This window comes from Klebsiella sp. I138, from assembly GCF_051131765.1.
GTDB lineage: Bacteria > Pseudomonadota > Gammaproteobacteria > Enterobacterales > Enterobacteriaceae > Klebsiella.
On sequence record NZ_CP180447.1, the window covers coordinates 5,081,349 to 5,105,548 of the forward strand.

At 57.5% G+C, this 24,200-nt stretch carries 20 protein-coding genes; 6 read left to right on the forward strand and 14 right to left on the reverse strand.

The genetic code is table 11. The features are described 5' to 3' along the window. The first annotated feature begins 549 nt into the window (after positions 1–549). On the forward strand, positions 550–2,103 hold the full coding sequence (locus ACMYSK_RS23835) for a peptide MFS transporter (RefSeq protein WP_434638903.1): 1,554 nt from the start codon (positions 550–552) through the stop codon (positions 2,101–2,103). A 70-nt stretch (positions 2,104–2,173) separates the two neighbouring features. Here the strand turns inward: ACMYSK_RS23835 and ACMYSK_RS23840 are convergent, their stop codons facing one another. The 3 genes from ACMYSK_RS23840 to ACMYSK_RS23850 all read right to left on the reverse strand — a co-directional run bounded on the left by ACMYSK_RS23840 (position 2,174) and on the right by ACMYSK_RS23850 (position 5,018). Beyond that, entirely contained in the window at positions 2,174–3,349 is a 1,176-nt protein-coding gene (locus tag ACMYSK_RS23840) for a TCR/Tet family MFS transporter (RefSeq protein WP_434638904.1), read from the reverse strand. A gap of 27 nt (positions 3,350–3,376) precedes the next feature. Continuing rightward, entirely contained in the window at positions 3,377–4,018 is a 642-nt protein-coding gene (locus ACMYSK_RS23845) for a TetR/AcrR family transcriptional regulator (protein WP_434638905.1), read from the reverse strand. 220 nt (positions 4,019–4,238) lie between these two features. Then, positions 4,239–5,018 (reverse strand): acetoin reductase, encoded by a 780-nt coding sequence (locus ACMYSK_RS23850; RefSeq protein WP_434638907.1) that lies wholly within the window; start codon positions 5,016–5,018, stop codon positions 4,239–4,241. Positions 5,019–5,214: 196 nt separating this feature from the next. Here ACMYSK_RS23850 and ACMYSK_RS23855 point away from each other — a divergent pair, with 196 nt between their 5' ends. Continuing rightward, entirely contained in the window at positions 5,215–7,950 is a 2,736-nt protein-coding gene (locus tag ACMYSK_RS23855) for a LuxR C-terminal-related transcriptional regulator (protein ID WP_434638909.1), read from the forward strand. Positions 7,951–7,982: 32 nt separating this feature from the next. On the opposite strand, the gene ACMYSK_RS23860 is transcribed toward ACMYSK_RS23855, so the two are convergent. Genes ACMYSK_RS23860 through ACMYSK_RS23875 form a run of 4 tightly spaced genes read right to left on the reverse strand, consistent with a single transcriptional unit; the run spans position 7,983 to position 12,715 of the window. Beyond that, complete coding sequence (locus ACMYSK_RS23860) at positions 7,983–9,455, reverse strand: MdtP family multidrug efflux transporter outer membrane subunit (protein WP_434644318.1); 1,473 nt, start codon at positions 9,453–9,455, stop codon at positions 7,983–7,985. A 5-nt stretch (positions 9,456–9,460) separates the two neighbouring features. Further along, positions 9,461–11,398 (reverse strand): FUSC family protein, encoded by a 1,938-nt coding sequence (locus tag ACMYSK_RS23865; protein WP_434638910.1) that lies wholly within the window; start codon positions 11,396–11,398, stop codon positions 9,461–9,463. Positions 11,399–11,407: 9 nt separating this feature from the next. Continuing rightward, positions 11,408–12,436, reverse strand: coding sequence for a multidrug transporter subunit MdtN (mdtN, locus tag ACMYSK_RS23870; RefSeq protein ID WP_434638911.1), 1,029 nt, complete (start codon positions 12,434–12,436; stop codon positions 11,408–11,410). Between the two features lie 6 nt (positions 12,437–12,442). Beyond that, positions 12,443–12,715: a YtcA family lipoprotein gene (locus ACMYSK_RS23875; RefSeq protein ID WP_434638912.1), complete on the reverse strand. Its 273-nt coding sequence runs from the start codon at positions 12,713–12,715 to the stop codon at positions 12,443–12,445. A 270-nt stretch (positions 12,716–12,985) separates the two neighbouring features. On the opposite strand from ACMYSK_RS23875, the gene yjdI reads away from it, so the two are divergent. Next, a complete protein-coding gene (gene yjdI, locus ACMYSK_RS23880; protein ID WP_434638914.1) occupies positions 12,986–13,216 on the forward strand; it encodes a 4Fe-4S mono-cluster protein YjdI in 231 nt (76 codons plus the stop codon). A gap of 11 nt (positions 13,217–13,227) precedes the next feature. Continuing rightward, positions 13,228–13,500: a GNAT family N-acetyltransferase gene (locus ACMYSK_RS23885; protein WP_004867312.1), complete on the forward strand. Its 273-nt coding sequence runs from the start codon at positions 13,228–13,230 to the stop codon at positions 13,498–13,500. A 166-nt stretch (positions 13,501–13,666) separates the two neighbouring features. Here the strand turns inward: ACMYSK_RS23885 and ACMYSK_RS23890 are convergent, their stop codons facing one another. Further along, a complete protein-coding gene (locus tag ACMYSK_RS23890) occupies positions 13,667–14,905 on the reverse strand; it encodes an MFS transporter (protein WP_434638916.1) in 1,239 nt (412 codons plus the stop codon). Between the two features lie 605 nt (positions 14,906–15,510). Between ACMYSK_RS23890 and ACMYSK_RS23895 the strand changes: the two genes are divergently transcribed. Then, entirely contained in the window at positions 15,511–16,425 is a 915-nt protein-coding gene (locus tag ACMYSK_RS23895) for a L,D-transpeptidase family protein (protein ID WP_434638917.1), read from the forward strand. A 43-nt stretch (positions 16,426–16,468) separates the two neighbouring features. After that, positions 16,469–17,095 (forward strand): LysE family transporter, encoded by a 627-nt coding sequence (locus ACMYSK_RS23900; RefSeq protein WP_434638919.1) that lies wholly within the window; start codon positions 16,469–16,471, stop codon positions 17,093–17,095. A 182-nt stretch (positions 17,096–17,277) separates the two neighbouring features. Here ACMYSK_RS23900 and ACMYSK_RS23905 read toward each other — a convergent pair whose 3' ends face one another. The 6 genes from ACMYSK_RS23905 to ACMYSK_RS23930 all read right to left on the reverse strand — a co-directional run bounded on the left by ACMYSK_RS23905 (position 17,278) and on the right by ACMYSK_RS23930 (position 24,189). Beyond that, positions 17,278–18,726 carry an EAL domain-containing protein gene (locus ACMYSK_RS23905; RefSeq protein ID WP_434644322.1) on the reverse strand — a complete coding sequence of 483 codons (1,449 nt, stop codon included), beginning with the start codon at positions 18,724–18,726 and terminating at the stop codon, positions 17,278–17,280. A 28-nt stretch (positions 18,727–18,754) separates the two neighbouring features. Then, a complete protein-coding gene (locus tag ACMYSK_RS23910; protein ID WP_434638920.1) occupies positions 18,755–19,660 on the reverse strand; it encodes a fimbrial protein in 906 nt (301 codons plus the stop codon). A gap of 17 nt (positions 19,661–19,677) precedes the next feature. Further along, positions 19,678–20,181: a fimbrial protein gene (locus ACMYSK_RS23915; protein WP_434638921.1), complete on the reverse strand. Its 504-nt coding sequence runs from the start codon at positions 20,179–20,181 to the stop codon at positions 19,678–19,680. 12 nt (positions 20,182–20,193) lie between these two features. Further along, positions 20,194–20,724: a fimbrial protein gene (locus ACMYSK_RS23920; RefSeq protein WP_434644325.1), complete on the reverse strand. Its 531-nt coding sequence runs from the start codon at positions 20,722–20,724 to the stop codon at positions 20,194–20,196. 10 nt (positions 20,725–20,734) lie between these two features. Then, a complete protein-coding gene (locus ACMYSK_RS23925; protein ID WP_434638923.1) occupies positions 20,735–23,374 on the reverse strand; it encodes a fimbrial biogenesis usher protein in 2,640 nt (879 codons plus the stop codon). A 74-nt stretch (positions 23,375–23,448) separates the two neighbouring features. Then, on the reverse strand, positions 23,449–24,189 hold the full coding sequence (locus ACMYSK_RS23930) for a fimbria/pilus periplasmic chaperone (RefSeq protein WP_434638924.1): 741 nt from the start codon (positions 24,187–24,189) through the stop codon (positions 23,449–23,451). Positions 24,190–24,200 lie beyond the last annotated feature (11 nt).

Consider the following 24,200-nt stretch of genomic DNA (forward strand, 5'->3'; position numbering starts at 1 on the left):
GGAACAGGGCGCTACCTTTGCTGGAACCTGCAACAGGTTAAAATAGATACCAGAAATGCGTACAAAGCGCGCAGTCTGACTCCGCTGTCGCGCCATATTTTCTGCCGTTTGGCTCACCTTCGCTCGTGTGCCAGGGCACCGTCATCTGACTAAAAAATCAAGAGCACGATTTATCGATACTTCCTGCCATAGTGAAGACCAACCGCGTATTTACCCTACTTTTTATCGCGTTATATTGCCACCCTGCACCGGTCATGAGTGTGAATATCAATTCACATAACTTATTGTTTATAAAAAAATAATTAATCTCATTGTTCGCATTTGAGATGTCAATCACATTTTGGTGTTAGCCAACTTTAAATCTATAAAAGTAGACGTTTGTCGACTTTTCATCTAAAAGATGGGGTTGAGGGGCTAGACAAAACCAGAATCTGGTTATCAAATAGTTAAAAAACATCACGCCTCATGTAAATGATTGTCCCGTGTAAAAAGGGTCAACACGCTTTCCGCAGTCTCTCTGTGCTGCGGCGCACCTTATCTGGAGAAGTTATGCATTCCTCTGTGAATAAAAATGAAAACCGGACCTTCCTGGGCCATCCTTATCCGCTAGGTTCGTTGTTCTTTACCGAAATGTGGGAGCGGTTCTCGTTTTACGGTATTCGCCCCTTATTAATCCTGTTTATGGCCGCCACCGTTTACGACGGAGGGATGGGGCTGGCACGTGAAAATGCCTCAGCAATCGTCGGTATCTTCGCGGGCAGTATGTACCTGGCGGCGCTGCCGGGCGGCTGGCTGGCGGATAACTGGCTGGGCCAGCAAAAAGCTGTCTGGTACGGGTCGATTCTGATAGCCCTGGGTCACCTGTCGATCGCCCTGTCTGCCGTGATGGGCGACAATCTGTTCTTTATCGGATTGATGTTTATCGTGCTGGGGTCTGGCCTGTTTAAGACCTGCATCTCGGTCATGGTCGGTACGCTATACAAGAAAGGCGATGCGCGTCGCGACGGTGGATTCTCGTTGTTCTACATGGGCATCAATATAGGGTCGTTCATCGCGCCGCTGATTTCCGGTTGGCTGATTAAATCACACGGCTGGCACTGGGGCTTTGGCATCGGCGGTATCGGGATGCTGGTGGCGCTGGTTATCTTCCGGGTCTTTGCGGTCCCGGCGATGAAGCGCTACGACAGCGAGGTTGGGCTCGATTCAACCTGGAACAGCCCGGTAGTGAAGAAAAACGGTGTAGGCGCATGGCTGCTGGCGCTGGCGGTGGGTGCCGCAGTTGTTATCGCGCTGATTGCACAAGGCGTGATTGTGGTCAACCCTGTCGCCGTGGCCAGCATGTTGGTATACGTGATTGCCGCGTCGGTCGTGCTCTATTTTATCTATCTGTTTGCCTTTGCCGGACTGAGCCGCAAAGAGCGCGCGCGTCTGCTGGTGTGCTTTATCCTGCTGGTTTCTGCCGCCTTCTTCTGGTCCGCATTTGAGCAGAAACCCACGTCATTCAACCTGTTTGCCAATGATTATACCAACCGTATGATCGGCGACTTTGAGATCCCGGCCGTCTGGTTCCAGTCAATCAACGCGCTGTTTATTATTCTGCTGGCACCGGTGTTTAGCTGGGCGTGGCCGGCCATGGCGCGTAAAGGCCTCCGTCCGAGCAGCATCACCAAGTTCGTCATCGGTATTCTCTGCGCAGCGGCGGGCTTTGGCCTGATGATGCTGGCAGCTCAGCACGTGCTGAGCAACGGCGGGACCGGTGTATCACCGTTCTGGCTGGTCGGCAGTATTCTGATGCTGACTCTCGGCGAGCTGTGCCTGAGCCCGATTGGCCTGGCCACCATGACGCTGCTGGCGCCGGAAAGAATGCGTGGGCAGATGATGGGGCTGTGGTTCTGTGCCAGCGCGCTGGGTAACCTGGCGGCGGGCCTGATCGGCGGCCATGTGAAGGCTGACCAGCTGGATATGCTGCCGGACCTCTTCGCACGCTGCTCGATTGCGCTGTTGATCTGTGCTGCCGTACTCTGCGTGCTGATCGTCCCGGTGCGCCGGATGCTGGCAAATACCCAGAATAAAACCGCACAAAACCCGGCTTCTGACGCCTGACGGCAACGGAAACCTCGCAGGCTGGCGCGTTATGCGCCAGCTTTTTTTTCGCCTGCAGTTTGACGGAAATCTACGATTGCGTGCGCGTACAGCGGAAGATTAGCGGTAGCGCAAAGACGTAGAGAACCACCACCGACAGCCAGATAGCGCCGGGCCACGCCGTACGCACACCGAAATATAAGCTGGAGAAGACCAGCGGAGCGACAATTGAGGCCAGGCTGACGGTTGACGCCAGCACGCCCTGCAACTGCCCCTGCTGGTCGGCATGCACCTGGCGGGTAGCCAATGTCTGAAGCGCGGGCGTACCAATACCGCCAAGCGCTATCAGCGGCATGACGGCGAAGACCATCCAGCTTTGTTGGGTCATCGACAGGACGATCAGCGCCGTGCACGAACAGGCGATACCGCATAAAATCGCCCCGCGTTCACCCAGTCGCCGGGTGGCCGGGCCGGGTAAAAAAGCCTGCGCCAGCGTCTGGCACACGCCAAATGCCGCAAGCGACAGGCCAATCCATGCGCCGTTCCATTGAAACATATCCTGCCCCCACAGCGCCCAGCAGGTGCCATAGACCTCACCGGTAGCACTCAGGAAAAAGAACACCAGCGCAATGGTCAGCAGATTTTTGGCGGAAAAGAGCCAGCGCATGGGCCGCAGCGGATTCAGCCCGGCAAGCGTCATTTTTCGTTTCGCCGGAAGACGGGATTCCTTCAAGATGCAAAAAGCCAGCAACATGTTGCCGCCGTTGAGAACTGCGGCGACGATAAACGGCAGCCGGAGGTCATAATCTCCCAACAGCCCGCCGAGAACCGGGCCAATAATAAAACCAGCGCCGAAGGTGGCATTAAACAGCCCAAAACGGCCGGCACGCTTTTCCGCTGGCGTAATATCCGTCAGCCACGCCATCGCCACCGCGATATTCGCACTGGTCAGCCCGGCAACGGCCCGCCCGATGAGCAGCAGCCCGAGGTGACTGGAAAACGCCATCATCAGATAGTTGACCACTGCGCCGGCAAGGGAGACCAGCAGTACCGGCCGCCGGCCGAAATTATCGCTGAGCGCCCCGAGCAGCGGGGCGAAGATAAACTGCATCAGCGCATACAGCGCCGCCAGAATACCAATGTAGGGCGCGATATCCGCCGTCTGCATGACCGATTTAAGCAGCTGCGGGAGAACCGGGAAAATGAGCCCGATACCCACCGCATCGAGCCAGATAGTCATGAAAATAACGCTAAGCGTTCTGTTCATCGTGGCGCACTGCCCGCAGGGGATGGCTTATACATAGGGAGTCCCTTGAGCGGCAGCTTCCGCCGCGCGAAATCCGCATTCGAGCAGGGCCAGAAAGCGCTGTCGTACGGCGGCGGCAGGGTGCGTTTGCTCCAGGCGTAGCGCCTCAGCAAAGGCAATATGCCAGCTGTTCAGGACGATGCTGGCAATCAGGCTGGCTACGGGATCGTTCTCTGGCGCCCGGACGTGCGAAGCAAGCATTTTGCCCAACGCCTGGGTCAGGAGCGAAAATTGTTCAAGCGCATACGCGTGCAGCGAGGGGCTTTCGACCACCCCCTGCCAGAAGCCAGCAACCCGCTGATCCATTCTGACCAGCGGATGCTCCTGCGCCAGCAAATCCTGAGCCAGGCGCCTGAGGACGGCAACCGGCGCCAGCGTCGGATGATCGTCGAGCGCGCATTGCAGGAGCTGGTGAATCTCATCGATGCGATCGAAGTAGAGCTCCTCTTTGCGCGGGAAGTAGTTAAACACGGTCATTTTCGACACCTTCGCGGCAGCGGCAATATCGTTAATGGTGACGTTATCAAAACCGTGCTTGATAAAAAGTTCGGTTGCGGTAGTGGAAAGCTGCTGGCGCGTAAGGCGTTTCTTTTGCTCCCGCAGGCCTTCTGCGCGGTGCCGGGTTGCCATCTGTTGACTCCGTATTGCTTGAGATAATAATTTATACTGAGTAAAATTTTATGATCGGCATAAATTTAAGTCCAGCACTATTTACCGGTCATATATAAGAGGACCAATAAGCGGGGAGGGCAGATAATCTCAGTGCAGGGCAGCAGCAGGAGACACAGCAGAAGAGTCAGAAGGCGCTATGCAGAATGGGCCGCCGGTTTGCGACGGCCCGCATCGGGTATTAACGGTAAACGATCCCGCCATCGATCAGGATCGACTGACCGGTAATGTAGTCGGAATCCGGGCCGGCCAGATACGAGACCAGGCTTGCCACATCATCAGGCGTTTCCGCGCGGCCAAGCGCAATCCCTTCGACATATTTTTTATAGGTCTCACCGACCGGCGCACCGGTAATTTCAGCGAAACGCCTGTCGATTTCGGTCCACATGCCGGTGCCGACAATCCCCGGGCAGTAAGCGTTAACGGTGATCCCGCGGCTGGCGTACTCTTTCGCCGCCGCCTGAGTCAGGGCACGAACGGCAAATTTGGTAGCGGAATAGATCCCCAGCAGAGCGAAACCGTCGTGCCCGGCAATCGAGCAGGCGTTGATAATTTTGCCGTTCTGCTTGCGGTCGATGAATTTTTTAGCCGCGGCCTGAATACCCCAGAGCGTGCCCTGAACGTTGATGCGCATGATGCGATCGACCTCTTCAGGCGTCACGTCGGCGATGGCCTGTACCTGAGCAATCCCCGCGTTGTTGACGATAATATCAAAGCCGCCCAGCACCTTTTCTGCCTGGTCAACGGCGGCATACACCTGGTCGCGCTCGGCAATGTTCGCCACGAAAGTCGCGGCCTTGCGACCCAGGGCCTCAACCTCGGCGGCAACCGCCGCAATCCCTTCCGGGTTCACGTCGACAAGCATCAGCGACGCACCCTCTTTGGCCAGACGTAAAGCAATACCGCGGCCAATGCCCTGACCGGCGCCGGTCACTAAAGCAACTTTATTTTCGATAGCCATTTCTGTACTCACCTTGTACTGATTAAGAGACGATGAATGCCTGATGGGGGAAGGCTCGCAGCGCGAGAGGGCTGACCTGACGTACCGCCCATCGGTGGCAGAGGATAAAACTACTTTATAGGTATGGATAAACGTGGCCTACCCCCCGGTTGGGGGGGATAATGGCCTATGCACGGGATGAAGAGGTCATGGCGCTATGGAATTGTTACCCACGACGGAAGACGCATTGAGCGGGTTTGTTCATCAAGAACCGTTCCGCCTTGCGCGCACCTTGCCGCTGATCGCGACGCGCTTTACGCCGCCGCGTTCTCCAGGAACGTTGCAGCCCCGCGAGCGTCTGATTCAGCGGCTGGATGCTGCTCTCACCAGCACCCTTACGCTGGTATGCGCTCCCGCCGGGTCCGGTAAAACTACGCTGCTGGCCCAGTGGTACCAGCATCGGCAACAGCAGGGTGATACGCTCGCCTGGCTGAGCATTGACGAAGATGACAGCACGCCCTTCCTGTTTATGCGCTACCTGCACGAGGCGCTGCGGCCGCTCTGGCAAGCGGTGAATGCTCCGGCGGAGAACGAGCCCGGGGACGATTTCCGCCTGTTTCTTGCCGGGCTCGTCAACCACCTGCACCGCTGCCCGGCGCCGCTGTATCTGATTCTCGATGACTACCAGAATATCGCCCACCCGGATATTCATGATGGCCTGAACTGGTTGCTGAGCCACGCTCCGCCGTCTCTGCATCTGATGATTGCCAGCCGCTGCCAGCCGCCCTTCGCGCTGAGTCGCCTGCAAATGCAGGATCGGCTGGTGGAAATTGATGATATCGCGCTGCGTTTTAACCCCGCCGAAGCCAGAACCTATTTTTCAACGTCGATTTCACCGGCTCCGGGCCCGCAGGATATTCCGCGCCTGATTGCCCGCACGGAGGGGTGGGTGGCCGGAATGAAAATGGCCGCTTTAGCAAGCGGTAGCCCCAGCGCCTGCCCGACAGACGGCAAGCTAAATACCGCCTCTCGTGCTCTGTCTCGCTATCTGGAAGAGGTTATCTTTGCGCCACTGCCCGCCGAGGTGTTGGCCTTTCTTCTGCGAACCTCCATGCTCACCCGCCTGCACCCGTCGCTGTGTGACGCCGTGACCGGGCAACGCAACGGGGAAGCGATGCTGGCGTGGATAGCGCAGCACAATCTGTTTCTGTCCGCGCTGGATGCGGACGGGTTCTGGTTCCGCTACCACCCCCTGATGCGCGAAGCGCTGCTGCACCGCCTGCGCCATAGTGCGGAGGTGGATATCCGCGAACTGCATGAACAGGCCAGTAACTGGTTTGCCGGGCAGCAGCTATGGGCGGAGGCGATTCGCCATGCCCTGGCCGCTGGAAAAGCGGGGACCGGGCATGCTCAGGCCGGCGCGCAATCGCTGGCGGAGGAGGGCGATATTGAGACCATGGTGCGCTGGATCCGCTACCTACCGGCCAATCTGGACCCTTCGCGAATCGAGCTGCAAACCAACCTCGCGTGGGCGTTAGCGCACCGCTTTCGCTTTCACGACGCCCGCCAGCTGCTGGACGCCATTGAGTCGCTGGCGGTCGCTAACCGCAGCGAGATAGCCCACAGTTCATGGATCAAGATCCGCGTCGTTCGGGCTATCTGTGAAGCCTTTGCTGACAATATTACGCAGAGTATTGCGATAGTCGAACCGCTGCTGCATGACGTGCCCTGCGGTGATATCTGGGTGGATGGCCTGGTGTGCAATATTCTCAGCTACTGCCATCTGGCGAACGCCCGGCCGCAGCAGGCGCTGGACGTCCAGCAACGGGTATCGGGCGCGCGGGTGGCGAACCGCAATCTGTTTGTGGAGGTGTACCGGGCGTTTGTCATGGCCCAGGGGTATCTGCGCCAGGGCAACCTGGCCGAAGCGCAGCGGCAGGCGGCACGGGCGCTACAGTATGCCGAACGGCAAACCGGCCCCCATTCCAGCAGCGGTGCAACGCTGGCGCCGATCCTTGCCGAAATAGCCTGGGAACAGGGAGAAGTGCAGCCCATTACCACTTTGCTGATGCTCCGCCTGGAGATGATCGATGACTTCTGCCCGCCAGATGGTTTTAGCCGCTGCTACATCGTGCTGGCGAGGCTGGCGCGCTTCAACGGTCAGACGGACGAAATGGCATCGTTGCTGCTGCATGCCGAAGGTCTGGCGGTTCAGCGTGGATGGCTGCGGGCGCAGGCGCCGCTGCTGGCTGAGCGTATTTTCAATGCGCTTCAGGCGGGCGATCGCGCGGCGGCCAACGATTTGCTTCTGCGCCTGCAGCAGCTGGCCCTCAGGGCGGAGGCGGGGAACAATGATATTGTTAGCGCCTGTTTGACCTTAAGCCAGAGCCGGATGTTGATGGCCTGCGGAAAACCGCTGGCGGCGGCCCGGCAGCTTGGTACCCTGGCCGATGAACAGGAGCGCGTTGGCGAGTGGCTGTTTGCCGTGCGCCTGCGGCTGATTCAGGCCGTTGCGCTGTGGCGTGCCGGAGAGCAGGAGCGGGCGGTTGCCGCAGGGATCCCCGCGCTACGCCGCGCATTTCAGCAAAGGTTATGGCGCAGCCTGCTGGACGGCGGGGAAGATATGGCCTCATTACTGGCGGCTATCCAACAACGCGGGGGCCAGGGTGAGGCGTTCAGTGCTGAGCTGACGCAGTGCCTTGTCAGATTTAGCGAAGCCGGGATCCTGCCCGCCACAGCCCGCCAGGCGCCGGCGAATCTTCGCCTGACCGAGCGGGAGCAGCAAACGCTGGGCCTGATAGCCGAGGGCTACTCCAATAAAGAGATCGCCCGGGCCTTAGGGATTACGGCGGAAACGGTGAAATGGCATCTCAAGCAGCTGTACGAAAAGCTGGGGGTGAATGGCCGGATACAGGCAGTCAATCAGGCGCGAGAATGGCAGTTATTCAGCTGACATCTGGCAGGCTGTGTCCCGCCACGAGCTTCTCAGCGCGCCTGTTGCCCCAGATCCTCCAGCGCCGGGCCGCGATAATCCCCGCCTAGTGCCTTAATCAGCGTAATGTCGCTGCTCAGCTGTTGCGCCTGGATATCCAGCAGTAGCAGCTGCTGCGCGATGACGGGCCGACGCGCCTCCTGAGATGCATAGTAGCTCACCAGCCCGCGCTGATAGTGCGCGCTGGCGCTGCGGGAGGTGGCCATGGCCGCCGTCACTTTCAGCTTTTGCAGCACCACCTGCTGGTTTAGATCGTTCAGCTCGCTGGAGCCGATCGCCACATCGCGCACGGCGTCCAGTACCGCCTGGTTGTACTGCTTGATCAGAATATTGCTGGCGGTACGGACCGATTGCAGGTTGGCATTCAGCCGGCCGCCGTCGAAAACAGGCAGATACAGGCCCGGCAGCAGGTTGATCTGCTGGAATGAAGATTTAAACAGATCCCCGACGCTCAGGGCGTTGTATCCCCAGAAAGCCTTGATATCAAAGTGTGGGTAAAAGGCCGCCTTCGCCGCATCAACCTGGCTTAGCGACGCCGTAACATAGCCGCGCAGCGCCTGGAGATCCGGGCGGCGGGCCAGCAGTTCAAAGGAGAGCGAATCGGGTAGCGTTTCCTGGAGCGTTGGCAGCGCAACCGGGTGGATCTCCGGCATGCTGTGTGCATCGGCACCGATCAGCGCACGCAATGTTTCCCGATACTGCGTCAGCGTCCCTTTTGCCGTAATCACCTGCTGCTGCGCCGCCAGCAGCTCGGCCTGGGCATTGGCGATATCCACGCTATCCTCAACCCCGCGCTGGGTGCGGTGTTCATGCGCCTGTACCGAGAGGCGGGCAATTTCTTCCAACTGGTTCAATAGCGCAATCTTCTGGAAGGTGGCCTGCATCGCAAAGTACAGCTGCGCCACGCTGCTGGCGAGATCCAGTTCGATTCCGGCCGTTTCTGCCTGGCGCGCATTTTTCTCGCCAATGGCTGCGGCAACGTGGGCGCGATCGGCACCCCACAGATCGATATTCAGCGTCGCGCCGACGCCGACGGTATTCAGCGTGTACCAGGGGCCGTTTTTATCGACCGGCAGCGAATAAGAGTAGGGCCAGGTGAACTGTTTGTCGGTGACCCGCAGGCGGTTCTGTGCTGCCACCGCGGTGGCCTGCACGCCCATCGCTGACTGCGCCAGCTCAACGGTGGACTGCGATTGTGCAATCCGCAGCCGGGCGGCCTGCATGGTCGGGGAGTTTTGCAGCGCGCGGTTGACCAGCATATTGAGCTGAGCATCGTGGTAGCCTTCCCACCATCTGGCCGCCGGCCAGCCGCTGTTGGCCAGGTGAATCACCTGCGCGAGCTCCGCCTGCTGCGGGTTCACGATTTTCATCTGGCCGGGATCGTCCTGAATTAACGCGCAGCCGGTGACCAGCGTCAGGACGAAGGCGAGCGGTGAGTAGCGCAGGAAGCGGGATGCGGTGTCCATTTTTCTCATGACTTTTCTGCCTGTCGCGGAATCTCTGAAGGTGCGGAAGACCAGGTTGGTAATGTCGTCAGCAGGGTGGCCAGCGGCGGGCCAAAAGGATTATCGGGGTCCGGGCGGAGCTCGCCGGACGGCGCTGGCGCCTTTTGCTGATCGATGTCATCGGCATAGGCCTGGAGCAATCCGGCGCAGCGGCGGAGAAAATCATCTCCCGGGGCGGCGTAAAGTCGGTAGCCTTCGCTGAGGCGCACGATTTCGAGGGCCTGGGTCCAGGTTGCCTTCACCGGCCAGTTTTTGGCCTCAGGATGCGGGTGAGCATAGGCCTTCAGCGGTTCAGCCGCCACCCGATACATCAGCGTTTCGGCGTTGTTCAGGGCGTGAAACAGCGGCACTAATTCCACCTCATCACGACCGGCGCGCAGGTCGTCGGCAATTCGCCGGTAAAGACCAGCCAGCCGGGATTTAAGCTGCGGAGCTTCGCTATCCGGCCACAGATACAGATGGACAATCGAAGAGACCAGTACCCCGAGCAAAATACCGATGACGCGATCGCGCAGCTCGGTCAAATTGGTCAGTGGGCCAAACCAGCTGAGAAACGCCAGCGAGAACGTAAAACCTATCTGAATTCCGGCGTAGGCAATACGCTCCGATCCCGCCGCTATCCAGGCCGACAGCGCCATCACCGGCAGGGTCATCGCCAGCAGACCGACCAGCGATTCGGTATGTGGCTGAACATACACGATCATCAGTAGCGCCAGCAGGGTGGCAAGCAGGGCGCCGCCGATGCGAAGCCAGGTTTTTTGCAGCGTGGCCCCAAGCCCCGGTTGGGCGACAATCACGCAGCTGAGCATAATCGTGTGGATACCCTGCCAGTCGGTGGCGGTATAAAAAACGTAGCACAGCAGCGTTGCCAGCAGCGTTTTCAGCGCGAAGTGCAGATACGCCGGGTTCGACCAGGCATCAGGCAGCAGCAGGGGGGCTTTCTCCACTTCTCCCGCCGGTAGCGGTACCGGCTCGCCGCGCGCCAGCTGGCCTAGCGTGACGGCCATCTCCTGCAAAATCGCGTGGTTTGCCGTATCCCGTGCCGTGAAGTCCGGCAGGTTTGCCGGGAGCGTATTGACGTCCAGATTTTGCGCCAGCGTCGAGATCGCGGTGGCAAGCTGCTGGCGCCCGGCTGAAGGGGTATCTTCCGGCTGAAGCAGCGCGGCCAGGTGGTAGCAGTGCAGCGTGGCGGCCATCAGGGATTGCCATGCCTGCGGGCTATCGGCCATCTCGGGGCTGGAGCGGGTGGCCTGCTGATACAGGGACTGTAGCTGGGCGAACTGTTCGGCAATATCTTTAAATGTCGGCGGAGCGTTGACGCCCGGCGCGGCGAGAAGCGTTGCCACCTGACGCAGCAAGACTGTCGTTCGTGCCTTGAACTGATAGCCGGGAAAGGCCTGCTGAAAGCAGGCGTTGATCAGCAGCGTAACCACGATAGCCAGATTGATGACGACCCACAGCCACAGCAGCAGGCGCACCAGAATCTCACTTTGGCTGGTCATTGAGGGGAAGGTCTGCGCGTAGATAACCACCAGGGCAACCACGAAAAAGGCCAGCCCCAGCTTGCCCAGCACCCGCATCAGGTAGATCGCGCCGAAAAACAGCAGCACCGAGGCCACCAGGCGGATCAGCGGGTAATCATAGGTCCATTTGATAATCAGCAGCACGCAGCCCAGCGCCACGCTAACGGTGAGGAAAAAGACCACGCTCACCAGCTTTATCATCAGCACGTTGGGCTGGCTGACGTAAAACACCACGATGAGCGCCACGGCTAAAAAAGGGATCTGCAGGGTCATAAACAGGGCGATCAGCACCGCACAGCTGAGGGTCAGACGCAGCGTGTAGTTTGCCCTCCCCGGCACGTCGCGGAGTTCCCGGTTCAGAAATGACCAGACGTTCTGCATATCGCCCCCTTACTGAGGCTGAAGAACGGCGCTGGCGGAGGCGCCCATGCGGAAGAGTTCAGGGTCAGGATCTTTCACGGCGATCTTCACCGGGAAACGCTGAGAAACGTGGACCCAGTTGATGCTCTTCTGAATAATCGGCAGGCCTTCAATCACGCTTCCGCCTTCGGGTAGAACGCCGGAACCGACGGAATCGACCACGCCGGCAAACGATTTATCATGGTTGGTCATGATGGTGACCCTGGCCGGAACGCCGGGGCGCACGTTTTTAAGATCGGTTTCACGGAAGTTGGCAATCACGTACCAGCGATCGTCGTCCATTAAGGTAAATACCGGTTTTAACGCCGAGGCGTACTGGCCGACGGTGGTTTTCAGCGCCACCACCACGCCGTTGAATGGCGCCCGAACTTCGGTAAATTCAAGGTGCAGTTCCGCCAGCGCGATCTGCGCCAGAATCCCCGCCCGCTGGGCAACCATTGCGTCAACGCCGGTAACGGCAGCAGAGGCTTGTTTGGCCTGCAAAAGAGTGGCCTCCAGTTCGGCGCGGGCGGCTTTTTCGGCGGTCCGTGCCTGATCAAGATCTTCTTGTGAAGCAAAGCCCTGCGGGACCAGAGGTTCAAGACGCGTGCGTGATGATGTCGTCTGTTTAACCAGCGCTTTCGCGCGCTCTACGGCGGCGGTGACCGACTGAGCGTTGTACTCCTGGGCTTTAATCGTGCGTCGGGTAAGCATGATTTGCGCATCCAGCGTGGTTAACCTCGCTCGGGCATCATCGAGCATCGCCTGATAAGGCCGCGGATCGAGACGGAACAGCAGATCGCCTTTTTTCACCCGCTGGTTGTCACGGACAGGCATCTCCACAATCCGGCCGCTCACTTCCGGCACCACGTCGATGGTGTCGGTGTAGACGTAGGCATCGTTGGTTTCCGGCGCGGTCTGAAGCTGCCAGATAACCAAGATAAGCGCCACGATTGCGGCGAGGACGAGAGCCAGCAGGGGCCACTTTTTCCGTAATACGCTTGGGCTGGAGTTTGTCATAGGGGCTTAGTAAACAAAGAAAAGGAACCACAGGATCGTGGCGAACAGGAACATCAGAGCCAGGTAGCTGAATACCAGCGGAGAAAATCGCGATTGCCAGCCTTTACGGACGATCAGGATATGGCAGGGAATGAGTAACAACACGCCGCCCAATAAACAGAAAAACCAGCCAGGAAATGCGGCACCTAATACCGGAATCGCTGGTGATAATGAACAACCAGAGAGAAAGAGAAACGTGAATAATAGCGCCGGACGTGCCAGCTTCACTCGATAATTCAAAGGATAGTTCCTGAGCGCGCATACCATTGTGGGGTGAGTTTAATCGCCCTTTCCTGGAAATAAAAGCGAATGGGAAAGTTCGCATGCGCTATTTATGTGCGCAGTCAGCGCTGCCGCTGAGGGCGCAGTGAATATAAAATCGTTTATTTCGCATTAATACAAACAGTTCAGCACATATATGAGAGGCGGCTTTGGGATTTCCTCATAGCTCGTATGCGCTGGCAGGGCTATGCTTAGCACCTGAACAATAAAAACAACTGAGGCAATGTCATGGATAAGGAACTACTGGAAGCGGGCTACCGGGCCTACACCGGTGAGAAGATTGATGTCTACTTCAACACGGACATCTGCCAGCACTCGGGGAACTGCGTGCGCGGTAGCGGGAAACTCTTCAATCTAAAGCGTAAGCCGTGGATCATCCCGGATGAAGTGGATGTCGCCACCGTCGTGCGCGTGATTGACACCTGCCCAAGCGGCGCCCTGAAGTATCGCCAAAAATAAGCGAGGAAATGATGGAAATACTGGAAGGCCATAATAAGTTTTACGTCAATGATGCGGCGGGAAATCAGGTCGCTGAAATTGTTTTTGTCCCCACCGGCGAGCATCTCAGCATTATTGAACATACCGACGTGGACGAGAGCCTGAAAGGGCAGGGCGTAGGTAAACAGCTGGTGGCCAAAGTGGTGGAAAAGATGCGCGGTGAGCAGCGTAAAATTATCCCGCTGTGTCCTTTTGCCAAACACGAGTTTGATAATACCCGCGAATACGACGATATCCGCGCCTGAAATAAAAGCACCGGTTAAACCGGTGCTCAATTTTTACTGATGAAAGGATGCGTGGGATCTGGCATCCGGATTCATTTTGTTGATTATGTCGAATAATATTATTTCGACAGCATGTTTCCGGCGTGCCGCATAACGTGCAGCGTATTGACCGGGGTTGTGTCTGTCATCAGCTCGCGCCTTCATTTTCCAGTTTTTGCCTTCTGCGCAGATGCGGGAAAATGGTCATCCATATTGCCACGACGACCAGGGTTCCAATCCCGCCAAGCGCCGCTGCCGGTACGGCCCCCATCCACGCCGCGAGCAGGCCGGATTCAAATTCCCCAAGCTGGTTCGAAGTATTAATGAAGATGGCGTTCACCGCATTCACGCGACCGCGCATATCATCCGGGGTATCCAGCTGCACCAGCGCGCCGCGAATGACCATGCTCACCATATCGAACCCGCCCAGCGCGGCCAGCGCCAGCAGGGATAGCCACAACTGCTTAGACAGCGCAAACACCAGTGTCGCGAGGCCAAAACCAGCGACTGAAGCAAACATGATCAGGCCTACATTTTTCTCCAGCTTGTTACGGCTGAGCCAGACGCCGACCAGCAGCGCGCCGACGGAGGGTGCACCGCGCAGCATCCCCAGCCCCCACGGACCGGTATGCAAAATATCCTGCGCGAAGATCGGTAACAGCGCCGTCGCCCCGCCGAGGAGTACGGCAAACAGATCCAGCGAGATAACCCCCAGGACATCTTTTCGCTCGCGGATAAAATGCACGCCGGCAAACAGGTTGGTGAGATTCATCGGCAGGCGGGTTTGCGGCGCCCGCTCATAGCGCAGCTGACCGACCAGCACGATAGAGAACAGATAGAACAGCGCCGATACGCCGTATACGACTTCCGGGCCCGCCACGTACAGCAGGCCGCCAAGCGTTGGACCGATAATCACCGCCGCCTGCCCGCCGACGGAACTGGCGGCCATCGCGCGGGCCAGGATCGGTGGCGGCACCAGCGCCGGCAGCATGGAAGTGATCGCCGGCCACTCCAGCGCTTTTGCCACTGAAATTAAAAAGACCAGTCCCCAAATCTCCGTCTTGTCTGCCCAGTGCAGTAGCGTCAGTGCGACCAGTCCAAGTAACGCCAGCCATTCAATGAACTGGCCAAGCAGCACAATCCGCCGGCGATCGAACTGATCCGCAAGGTGCCCGGCAGGCAGGGCCAGCAGGACGGAAGGTAAGAACTGCATCAGACCGATCATCCCGAGCGCCATCGCACTGTGGGTGATGGCGTAAATTTGCCAGCTGACGGCAACCGAAAACATCTGAAAACCAAACGATGAACAGGTGCGCGCCAGCCAAAAGGTGACGAACGACCTGTGCCGCAGCAGGGAATCTTCCGCTGCGGATACCTGTGAACCCATAGTCTTATCCCATTCAAAGCCAATATATCGGCCAGCATCGTGGTACCGGCCTGGTGAAAAGTCCGTCAGGGACTTTTATTATTTTTTTACCACCGGATAAAGTGCGACATCTTGTGCGTTCGGACAGTGGCGAGGCGTGCGCTTTGCCACCCGGCGCCAGGCATAAATGAGCGAGGGCCTGAAGTAGACAGCCAGCGTATTGCTGGCTCAATAAAAATGCTGTAACCGCTGCTTACATAAATTTAGCGGTGCCCATCGGTCGCTATATTAATTATTTTCATAAATATTTTTTTTATAGCGCTAGCTGTTCTATCTCAGTCTATTAGCATATGAATGACATTTAGCGACAGAGGTATTTATCCTTTCTATAAATATCATTGAGTTATCTTTCATATGTTCTAATCCATAGGTCCGCGCTTCAATATACCTTTTGTTAACACAGTCGGTGCATATAACGTTTATCGGCCAGGATAAGAAAATAAAAACAGGTTTTGTTATAAGACCTGTCGGACTGGCCGCGGGAATAGGCGATAAAAGTAATGGCGTGCAGTGATACAGGTGAGTAGACTCATTTTTCTGATAAATTCATCATACAATTCTTCTTAATGAATATTAATAAGTTAGCAGCAATTTTAACCATTGCATGCAGTATTCCGGCAGCTCAGGCCGTGACTTTTACACTGACTAACGATGGTGGGAATTTGGTAGGGCGTACAGAATATATGCAGATTCCACAAGGAAATAAATTCCCTCTGGAAACGTATGCAGCAAAATACCATGTTGGGATGAGTAATATGCTAGATGCAAACCCTGGCGTTGATGTTTATTTACCAAAGTCGGGTACGGTATTAACTATCCCCTTGCAAACAATATTACCCGACACGCAGCATACGGGCATTATTATTAACACTGCCGAAATGAAGCTGTACTACTACCCGCAAGGCACAAACCGCGTGGAAATATATCCGGTTGGCATCGGTCAGATTGGACACGACACGCCAGAACATTGGGTGACCTCTGTGCTGCGCAAAAAAGTAGGTCCAACATGGACACCCACTCAGAACGAACGAGAAGAATTTGCCGCAGATGGCGATATTTTACCCGCTGTCGTTCCCGCAGGGTCTGAAAACCCCATGGGGTTATTCGCCATGTATATTGGTAATGAATTTGCGATTCATGGCACTAACGCCAACTTCGGTATTGGGCTTCGTGTCAGCCACGGTTGCGTGCGCTTGCGCGCCGATGACCTCAAAACCTTGTTTAGCGAAGTGCCTGTCGGTACGCGTGTGGAACTGGTTAATCAGCCCATAAAAATGAGCGCGGATGCAAAGGGTGACCGTTACATTGAGGTCCACCGCGCACTCTCAGAATCAGAGGCTGACAGCGTCGATAATCACCCAACCTCTTCAATGATACCGAATTCACTGAAGTCCTCCCTGACGGCGCACGACATCCAACAAGATATTTTAAAACAGGCGCTGGCGATGCGCTCAGGTATGCCGGTCAGGCTCAATGAATAATAGTTGTTGGCTGAAATCCTTTTTATCCAGAGGGCAGTGAAATATGTTTATTCCTTCCATGGGGTCAATGGCATTTGTTGCGGCGATTGCGACGCTGGGCATTCTTTCTCCTGGCCCGGACTTCTTTATGGTTATCAAAAACGCAGCGCGGTATAAACGTCTGCCTGCCATGATGACTGCGCTGGGCATTGTCGGCGGCGTTGCTACCCATATGTCGTATTGTGTCGCCGGGTTGGCGGTTGTGATTACCACCACGCCATGGCTGTTTGATATTCTGAAATATGCCGGTGCTGCGTACCTGATATGGGTTGGTCTGCAGGCCCTGTTCTCACGCGGTCATAAAAGTATGGACGTGACGCATATCGTTCAGCAGGAGGTCGCAACAGGAAAAGCTTTTCTCCAGGGCTATCTCTGTAACCTGCTTAACCCAAAAGCGACGCTGTTTTTCCTTTCTATCTTCACCCAGGTGCTCAGTACCCGTTCTGGCTTCCCGGAAAAACTGTGGTATGCCGGGGTGATTCTGGCCGTGTCGGTGATCTGGTGGCCGGTGTTGGTTGTCCTTATCCAAAGTGCGCCAGTGCGTTATGGACTGGCAAAGGCACAGAAGGTTATCGATAAAATGCTCGGTGGTCTTCTGATCGCATTTGGGATCAAAGTGGCTCTCAGCTAACCGGATGATGTTCAGGTACGGATGCGGTCGCGCATGCCGATAAAAGTCAGGGCCATGCCTGAGTCCGTGGTGCCTGAACCCTGAGGTGGCGCTGGGGATGAAAAGGTGAGGCCAAAAGTGAGAATCCCGACGCAGGCGGTCGGGATTTTTAATCAAACAATGAAATAAACATCTGGCATGAATTACCCGGCAATGCTGGTGGGATAGCGTCCCGGCGAAAAGCGCTGAATAAGATCCTCAAGATTCTCGCCATTGACCGGCGGTGAGATGAGATAGCCCTGGAAACGGTCGATCCCCAACGCCTTCAGCATATTGAACTTCTCCAGGCTATCGACGCCCTCGGCAATGCAGCGGCTGCCGGAGAGCTGGCAGTAATAGATCAGACTTTTGATCAGCGCCAGGGCATGTGGATCCCGCGGCAGATCGTTCACGATACTGATGTCCAGCTTGTACTCATTAAAGCGCACGGCGCGGACCGGGAACATGACGCTGCTTTGCGAAAAGCAGTCGTCGAGCATAATGCAGAAGCCCTGCTGTTGTAAGCGGGTGATATTGTCGCCAATTTTGCCGTGACGGCTGAGATCGACAGTTTCGGCAAATTCCAGTACCAGCCTCTCGCCCCACTGCGGTTGAAGTAACTGCTGACGGGCCGCCTCCATCATCCGGATAATATTGTCGTTTTTAGCGATGACCGACGGGATGTTGACCGCGAAATAATAGTCGCCCTGGCGCTGATTGATGTTCTGCACAGCCTCCTGGAGGACAAACGCGGTCAGCAGTAGCCAGGCATATTCCGAGCGTATCTGCGGCAAAAACTCGCCGGGCAGCAGTACATCGCCATTGCGTCGCCAGCGCGACAGCACCTCGATGCCCTGCAACATCAAACGCCCATCGGTGATGGGCTGAAACACCGGGAAAATTTGCCGGCAGTGAATGGCATGGACGAACTCGCGCTCAAACGCGGAGAGCGCGGCAACCGCACTTATTTTCTGTCCTTTGGTCTGGCTTCCGGGAAAACGGCTTGCCAGATGGGGATGATGTTCCACCATCTTTTTCAGTCCTGAACTTCTCTGGGTATAGAGGGTTTTGTGGCTAAGCCCCCGGCGTTGTGCCTGATGATTGATGCTAAAGCCCCGCAGCCAGTCCAGCGCGGTATTCAGTTCCGGTTTGGTTACGCCGCTGGCCGGTTTACCGCAGACCAGCATCTCCTGAAACGCCAGCTGCTCCAGCAACGGATAGCCTTGCAGAGCGCCGGGCTTGAGCAGCGCCCTTAGCTGCTGGCAGGGTAAATCAGACGCGACGGCCCGCACGGCGGCCAGATGGCGCGGCTTACCAACCTGATGTAACAGCGTTTGCCACAGCCAGTTTGCCGGGCTGCGGCTGAGGATCAGCATCGGCAGTGGCGTGGCGCTGTGTTTCAGCAGCAATGCCGCCTGCCGCAGGGTGAGCAGTAGCCAGAACGGATCGTCGGGCAGAAAGACCACGATACGCCTGACGGTCACGATACCGGGAATTAACAGCGCCTCATGAAGTTGGGGGAACAAGCGCCTGGCCGGCAGCAGGCAGCCGTCTTCCATCATTGAAGACAGTCCCTCGGCGGCTATCGCACAGGGCGAAAGAATATAGTCCACCGGTGGAGAGGCCTGCGTCGCGCAGGCATTACTGGTAGACAAATGTCACCCCAATAATGGACTGCACGTTACCCGCCGTCACCTGGCCCGTGGTTCGTGCATAGGTGGCGGTTAACCCCAGATTGACCGGCGAAGTGCCCACCGTGCCCAGCGATACCGTGCTGTTGGCGGGGACGATACTACCGTTACGTGTCATCTGGACGCCGATGCCCTGTGCCGCCGACGTCGACGCGGTATTGCTGAAGACCGAATTGGCGGTATCGGCGGTAGTACCGGAGAGGTAGTAGCCGAGATTCTGGTTTTGCGCACAGTGGACCGTAACCGGAACGGCCATCGAGCCAGGATAATCCGGGAGCGTCACCGTCACATCGCGGGCGGAGACGTCGCATCCGCCGGTCGGTACCACCACATCATTGTTGGCGTAAATGTTCCAGACGAACTGGTAGGAGTCGCCGTTATAGTTGTTGGTCTGATGGAGAATGAGTACTGCGATCAGCGAACCGGAGGTGATCGCCACCCCGCCAGCGGTACTGACCGGCGTCAGATAGAGTACGGTTGGCCACGGCTTATCGGTGGTGGAATCGTAGATCACCCGTGCGGTTTCCGTGGTGGTTGGAAAGGGATAGGAGGTGCCGTTGTATTTTACGGTACCGGAAAAGCTCGACAGCACCCCACCATAGGCGGAACCTCGCTGCAAGGTCACGTAGTCGGTAATGGTTTGCGGATAGTCGTTATGGCAGAAGATTTGCGTGGAGAGATCGACCACCAGGTTTTGCCCGACGTTCACCGCCGGCGTCAGGTTGACGTAGACGTTCGCGCTGCCGCCACCGATGGGGATCGTCGCCCCGGTTGCAGTTTTACAGGCAAAGGACCAGGCATTCACCGACCAGCCCAACAGCAGCAGCGTGGTGAACAGGGTTATCATTTTTTTCATCAACTTACTCTCCTGACTCAGGCGTAGGTGTAGGTGACGCTAATCACCGCCTGAATGGTTCCCTGGGTGGCACCGCCGTTAACCGTCAATGCTCTGACCTGCAACGGGAAGCGGGCGGACTGCGTTGAGTCATCTACCTGGACCGCTTTAGTGGCGCCATTGTTCAGCGTGGTACCGCCGTCATCCTGCAACTCCAACTGGATATTGCCGGCACTCCCCTGGTTTTTGTAATACCCGGTGGCGTCTGCCGTGCCGCTAAAGCTGGCGGTCACTCGTGAGGTACCTATGGGGCAGTTGCTCAGATCGAGCGACACGCTGTGCCAGGCCGACGCGGCGCCAGCCGATACCAGGCTAAAGGTATAGAGATCGCCGAGATCGACGGTGGCATTGGTGGTGGAGACCGTGCAGGGTTTGGCGACCACTTTGCCGTTAACGGTGATCGTGATATCGGCCGCCTGCAGCGGGGAGCAGGCCAGCGCCAGCGCGCTCGCCAGCAGCCATCCTCGGGGAGTCCATTTCATCTCAACCTCCGGTTACTGGAATTCCAGCGTGAATGTCGCTGTCGCGTTGACGTGCCCGGCGGTGACTGGCACCTGGGTGGCCATCAGCCGCGCGTAAAAGTTCAGGGTATTGGTCTGCCCTGGCGTCAGCGTCGTCCAGGTAATCGCCGTCGAGGCGGCGTTCAGCGGCAGCATCGTCTGCTGACCATCGAGGATCTGCACCCCCATGCCCGCCGCGGCCGCGGCGCCGCTGTCCAGCTTCAGCAAACGGGTGTTGTCGGTATCCGCGACGCCGATGAAGCCGACTTTCACCGCCGTCACCGAGCTGCCGCAGGGCGACAGCACGATGCGAAACGGTACCGCCGGCGTTGTCGCGCCGATGGCGTGGAACTGTTTAGCGGCGTTATCCATCAGGTCGACGGTAAAGTCTTTCGACTCACCCGCTACCGCACAGGCGTTATCTCGAACATACCCGCTAATGGAGATAGTACTGTCGGCCGCTGTCGCGTTGGCGGCGGCAAGCGACAGTACGACGCCCAGGAGATACAGCGATTTGGTCATCATCATTCCTTCCTTAGCGGCAGACAGCAGACAGCTGGCTCAACGCCTGCTGCTGGCTCTCTTGCGGCAGCTGATACTCGGCCACGCAGCTGGCGTCGGGGCCTTCACCCCATGTCACCAGCACCTTGCCAGCCAACGGCATGCCGCTGAGATAAACCTGTCCGTTATCGGCCACGATGCTGCCGCTCTGGTTACTGGCCGACGTCACCATGGCGCCAAACGGAACCGGCTTGCCGTTGCGGGTCAGGGTCATCAACAGCTTCATCCCGACGTGCGCCTTGAAGTCCGCGCGAACAATGGCGCCATGCGTGGGCACCACGCTGACGACCGCATCATCCAGATCGACGTTGTCAGCCAGCGTGTTGGTATCCAGCGCAACCCGGTTTTCACGGTATTCGGTGGCATAGGGCAGCACCGCATAGCCGCGCCAGTCGGTGCGTACTCCAGTCTGGTTTTCCACTTTCACGTTATCGGCTCCCGGGGCTTTAATCAGTACCACCGTGTCGTTGAGCGGCTGGCTTAAGGTGACGCCGTTGCCGTGGGCAAGCACGCCGCCGCTCACGCCGTAATACAGCTGCTTAAGTCCATCGCTGCGGCTGTAGCCGACGTTGGCGTTACCGTAGCCGCCGCGATAGTTCAGCGCCGCGTACCCGGTGCCACCGCTCCCGCCGTTGCCGCCGCCGGCATAGCCGGTCTGCATGCTGTAGCTCAGGTTGTTATCCTCCAGCAGCGTGCCGTACAGGCCGGCCAGGTTGGTCATCCGGCCATCAAGATCGTGCGACATGCTGTAGCTGGCGCTGGCGTGCCGCCAGACAGATCGGGTATCGGAACGCATCCAGTGGCTGAAGGGGATGTTGACGTTGACCGCCAGCATCTGATCGCGTCCGTCCTGCCAGGCATTTTTGGTGACGCTATAACTCAGGGTCCAGTTGATATCATCGACGGCAGCGTTCAGCCCGGCCTGTAACTGTTCATCGGCTTTGCCGGTGCCCCAGTAGCTCTGGTGGCTGCCGCTTAAATAGAGGGTGGCGGTACGCCCGAGCTGTTGGGTCACGCTGACCTGCACCTTGCCGCGTTTGCTGTAGGCGAGGTTGTAATAGTCGGTGTACTTCGGCTTGACCTGAATTACCCCGTCCTGTGTCTCAACGTCGTAGCCGCTCATCCGGTCGTAGGTGGTATCGGCGAAGCTGAAATAGCCACGGGTGGAGTAGCGATAGCCGACCAGCTGGATATTGGTGCCTACCTCATTGAGTGATTTGTTATAGAGGAAGCGCAGCGACTGCCCCTGGTGATCGCTGTCATCGGGGAGCGTGGCGTTGGCCTGGGTTATGTCCAGCGACACGGCGCCAAATTCGCCCATGTTTTTCCCCAGACCCAGGTTAAATGCCCGGTAGCGGTCTGCCAGCTGGGTACCGCCGTACAGCGTCCAGCCTGCCGGTAAGCCGTGCAGCAGCGTGCCCTGGAAGAATTTAGGTTTCTCCTGCTGGTCGTTACCGCTGCGGTATTCCCCGGCGGTCAGGGCAAAACGCGTATGGCCTTCACGTTGTAAAACCGGCACCGTGGACCAGGGAACGGTAAAGACCTGACGGGTGCCATCGGCTTCTTTTACCGTCACCTGCAGATCGCCCCCGTTACCGGCGGCGTAGAGATCGTCGATCGTAAACGGTCCCGGCGGGACCGTACTCTGATAGATCTCATAGCCGTTTTGCTTGATCGAAACCTGCGCCGTGCCGCGGGCGATGCCGTGGATCACCGGGGCGAATCCCTTCTGGCTATCCGGCAGCATATTGTCGTCAGAGGCCAGCTGCGCTCCGCGAAAGTTGATGCCGTCAAAAACATCGCCGTTGGTGTAGCTGTCGCCCAGCGTCAGGCGCGAGCGCAGGGGGATAATATCCCGCTCCAGCCAGCTGTTGACGTGCTGCCATTTATTCTCATTGCTGCTCGATGAACTGCCGCCGCTGCTGTAGCTCCAGGTCGTGTTATCGCGCAGGCGCCAGGCGCCGATGTTCAGTCCACTTTGCAGGTTCAGATAGGCATAGTTGCTGCTACCGCCAACGTCGTTATGGACATTGTTGCCGGTAAAGTTGTAGTTCAGTAGCCCGGCGGTAATGCCGTCATCCCACAGTTCTGGCGGGATATATCCGCGTGCGCGATTGCCCATAAAAGCCTGGGGTACGGTCAGATACAGGCGCTGCTGGCCCACGTCGAAACGGCTGGTCGAATCCTTGATCAGCTCCGCCATCGGTACGCAAGCATCGGCTGCCAGGGCATTCATGCCGGCTACGGCGGCGGTGTTGACGCCCATGCTGGCGAGCTGGCCGCGGGTCAGACAGGGGGCCAGGCCGCGATGGTTTTCACCGCTCTTAAAGGTGACGTCGCGGGTGGTCATAAAGCCGTTATTCAGATAGATATCCACGCGATAGGTGCCTGGCGGCACCTCTTGTCCCTTTTCAAAATTCGACAGGTCTGCTACCGCAGCAGGGTCATCGGCAAGGAAGCGCGGGTTAAAGTAAAGTTCCGCCTGCGCGGAAAAGGCCTGCATGGCAAGCAACAGGGCAAAAGGGAACCCGACAAATGCGCGAGCTGATCCCGGCGTGCTGCACCGCGCATGCCGGGTTCCCAGGCGGTCCGGCCCATATTTCAGATGTGACATAGTCCCTCCGGTCCGAAGTCGCCCGGCTGTCAGTTCTTTTTATATTTCAGGGGATAACGCTATTTTCCCCGTGGTTATTGCAGCACGCCCTTCATCCGGGGAGTCAGCGCGCCGTAGTCGTTAATCGTCCGGTAGGTGATGTCTCGCCCGGCGTCAGACGGGATTTTCACCGAGGCTTCGCCCATCGGCGGGACCAGCGCATTTTCCAGTACTCGGGTGCCGGCATTGAGTTCGGTAACCGTCAGGTAGTAGGGCGTGGGGTTAATCAGCGTCAGGGCGTTCGCACTGCGGCGAAACGTCAGCTTCTCCGCCGCCTGATCCGGCGACAGCGCGAGTTTCCCTGGGCGGTAATACAGCTTGATGCGGCTGATAATCGCCAGCTGCAGCGTGTTATCGCTGAGCTTCGATTTATCCATTGAGGGGATGGCCTTCACGTTCATCCAGAACAGGCTTTCCCGATCCTGCGGCAGCTTGTCGTTAGTCGCATCGATAATGCGCAGCGTGTTCTCTTTTTTGCCCTGCATGGCGAACAGCGGTGGGGTAATCACGAAGCGCCCGTCTTTTTGACCGTCGGCGTTTTCGACCCATGACTGAATCAGATAGGTGCTGTTTTCGTCATTATTGGTGACCGCCAGCTGAACCTGCTTTTGCCCGGCGGGATAGATGACCCGGGTAGCGCCCAGCGCGACGCCAGCTTCAGCACGCGCAGCGAAACCGGCCGTTGCTATCATTAAAAAACCTGCCAGTAAGCAGCGTGTCATCCCCAGTGTTGTTCTCACGTTTTCCCCTTTTATACTTACCGTTGTGTCCTGCATCCGGTATGCCT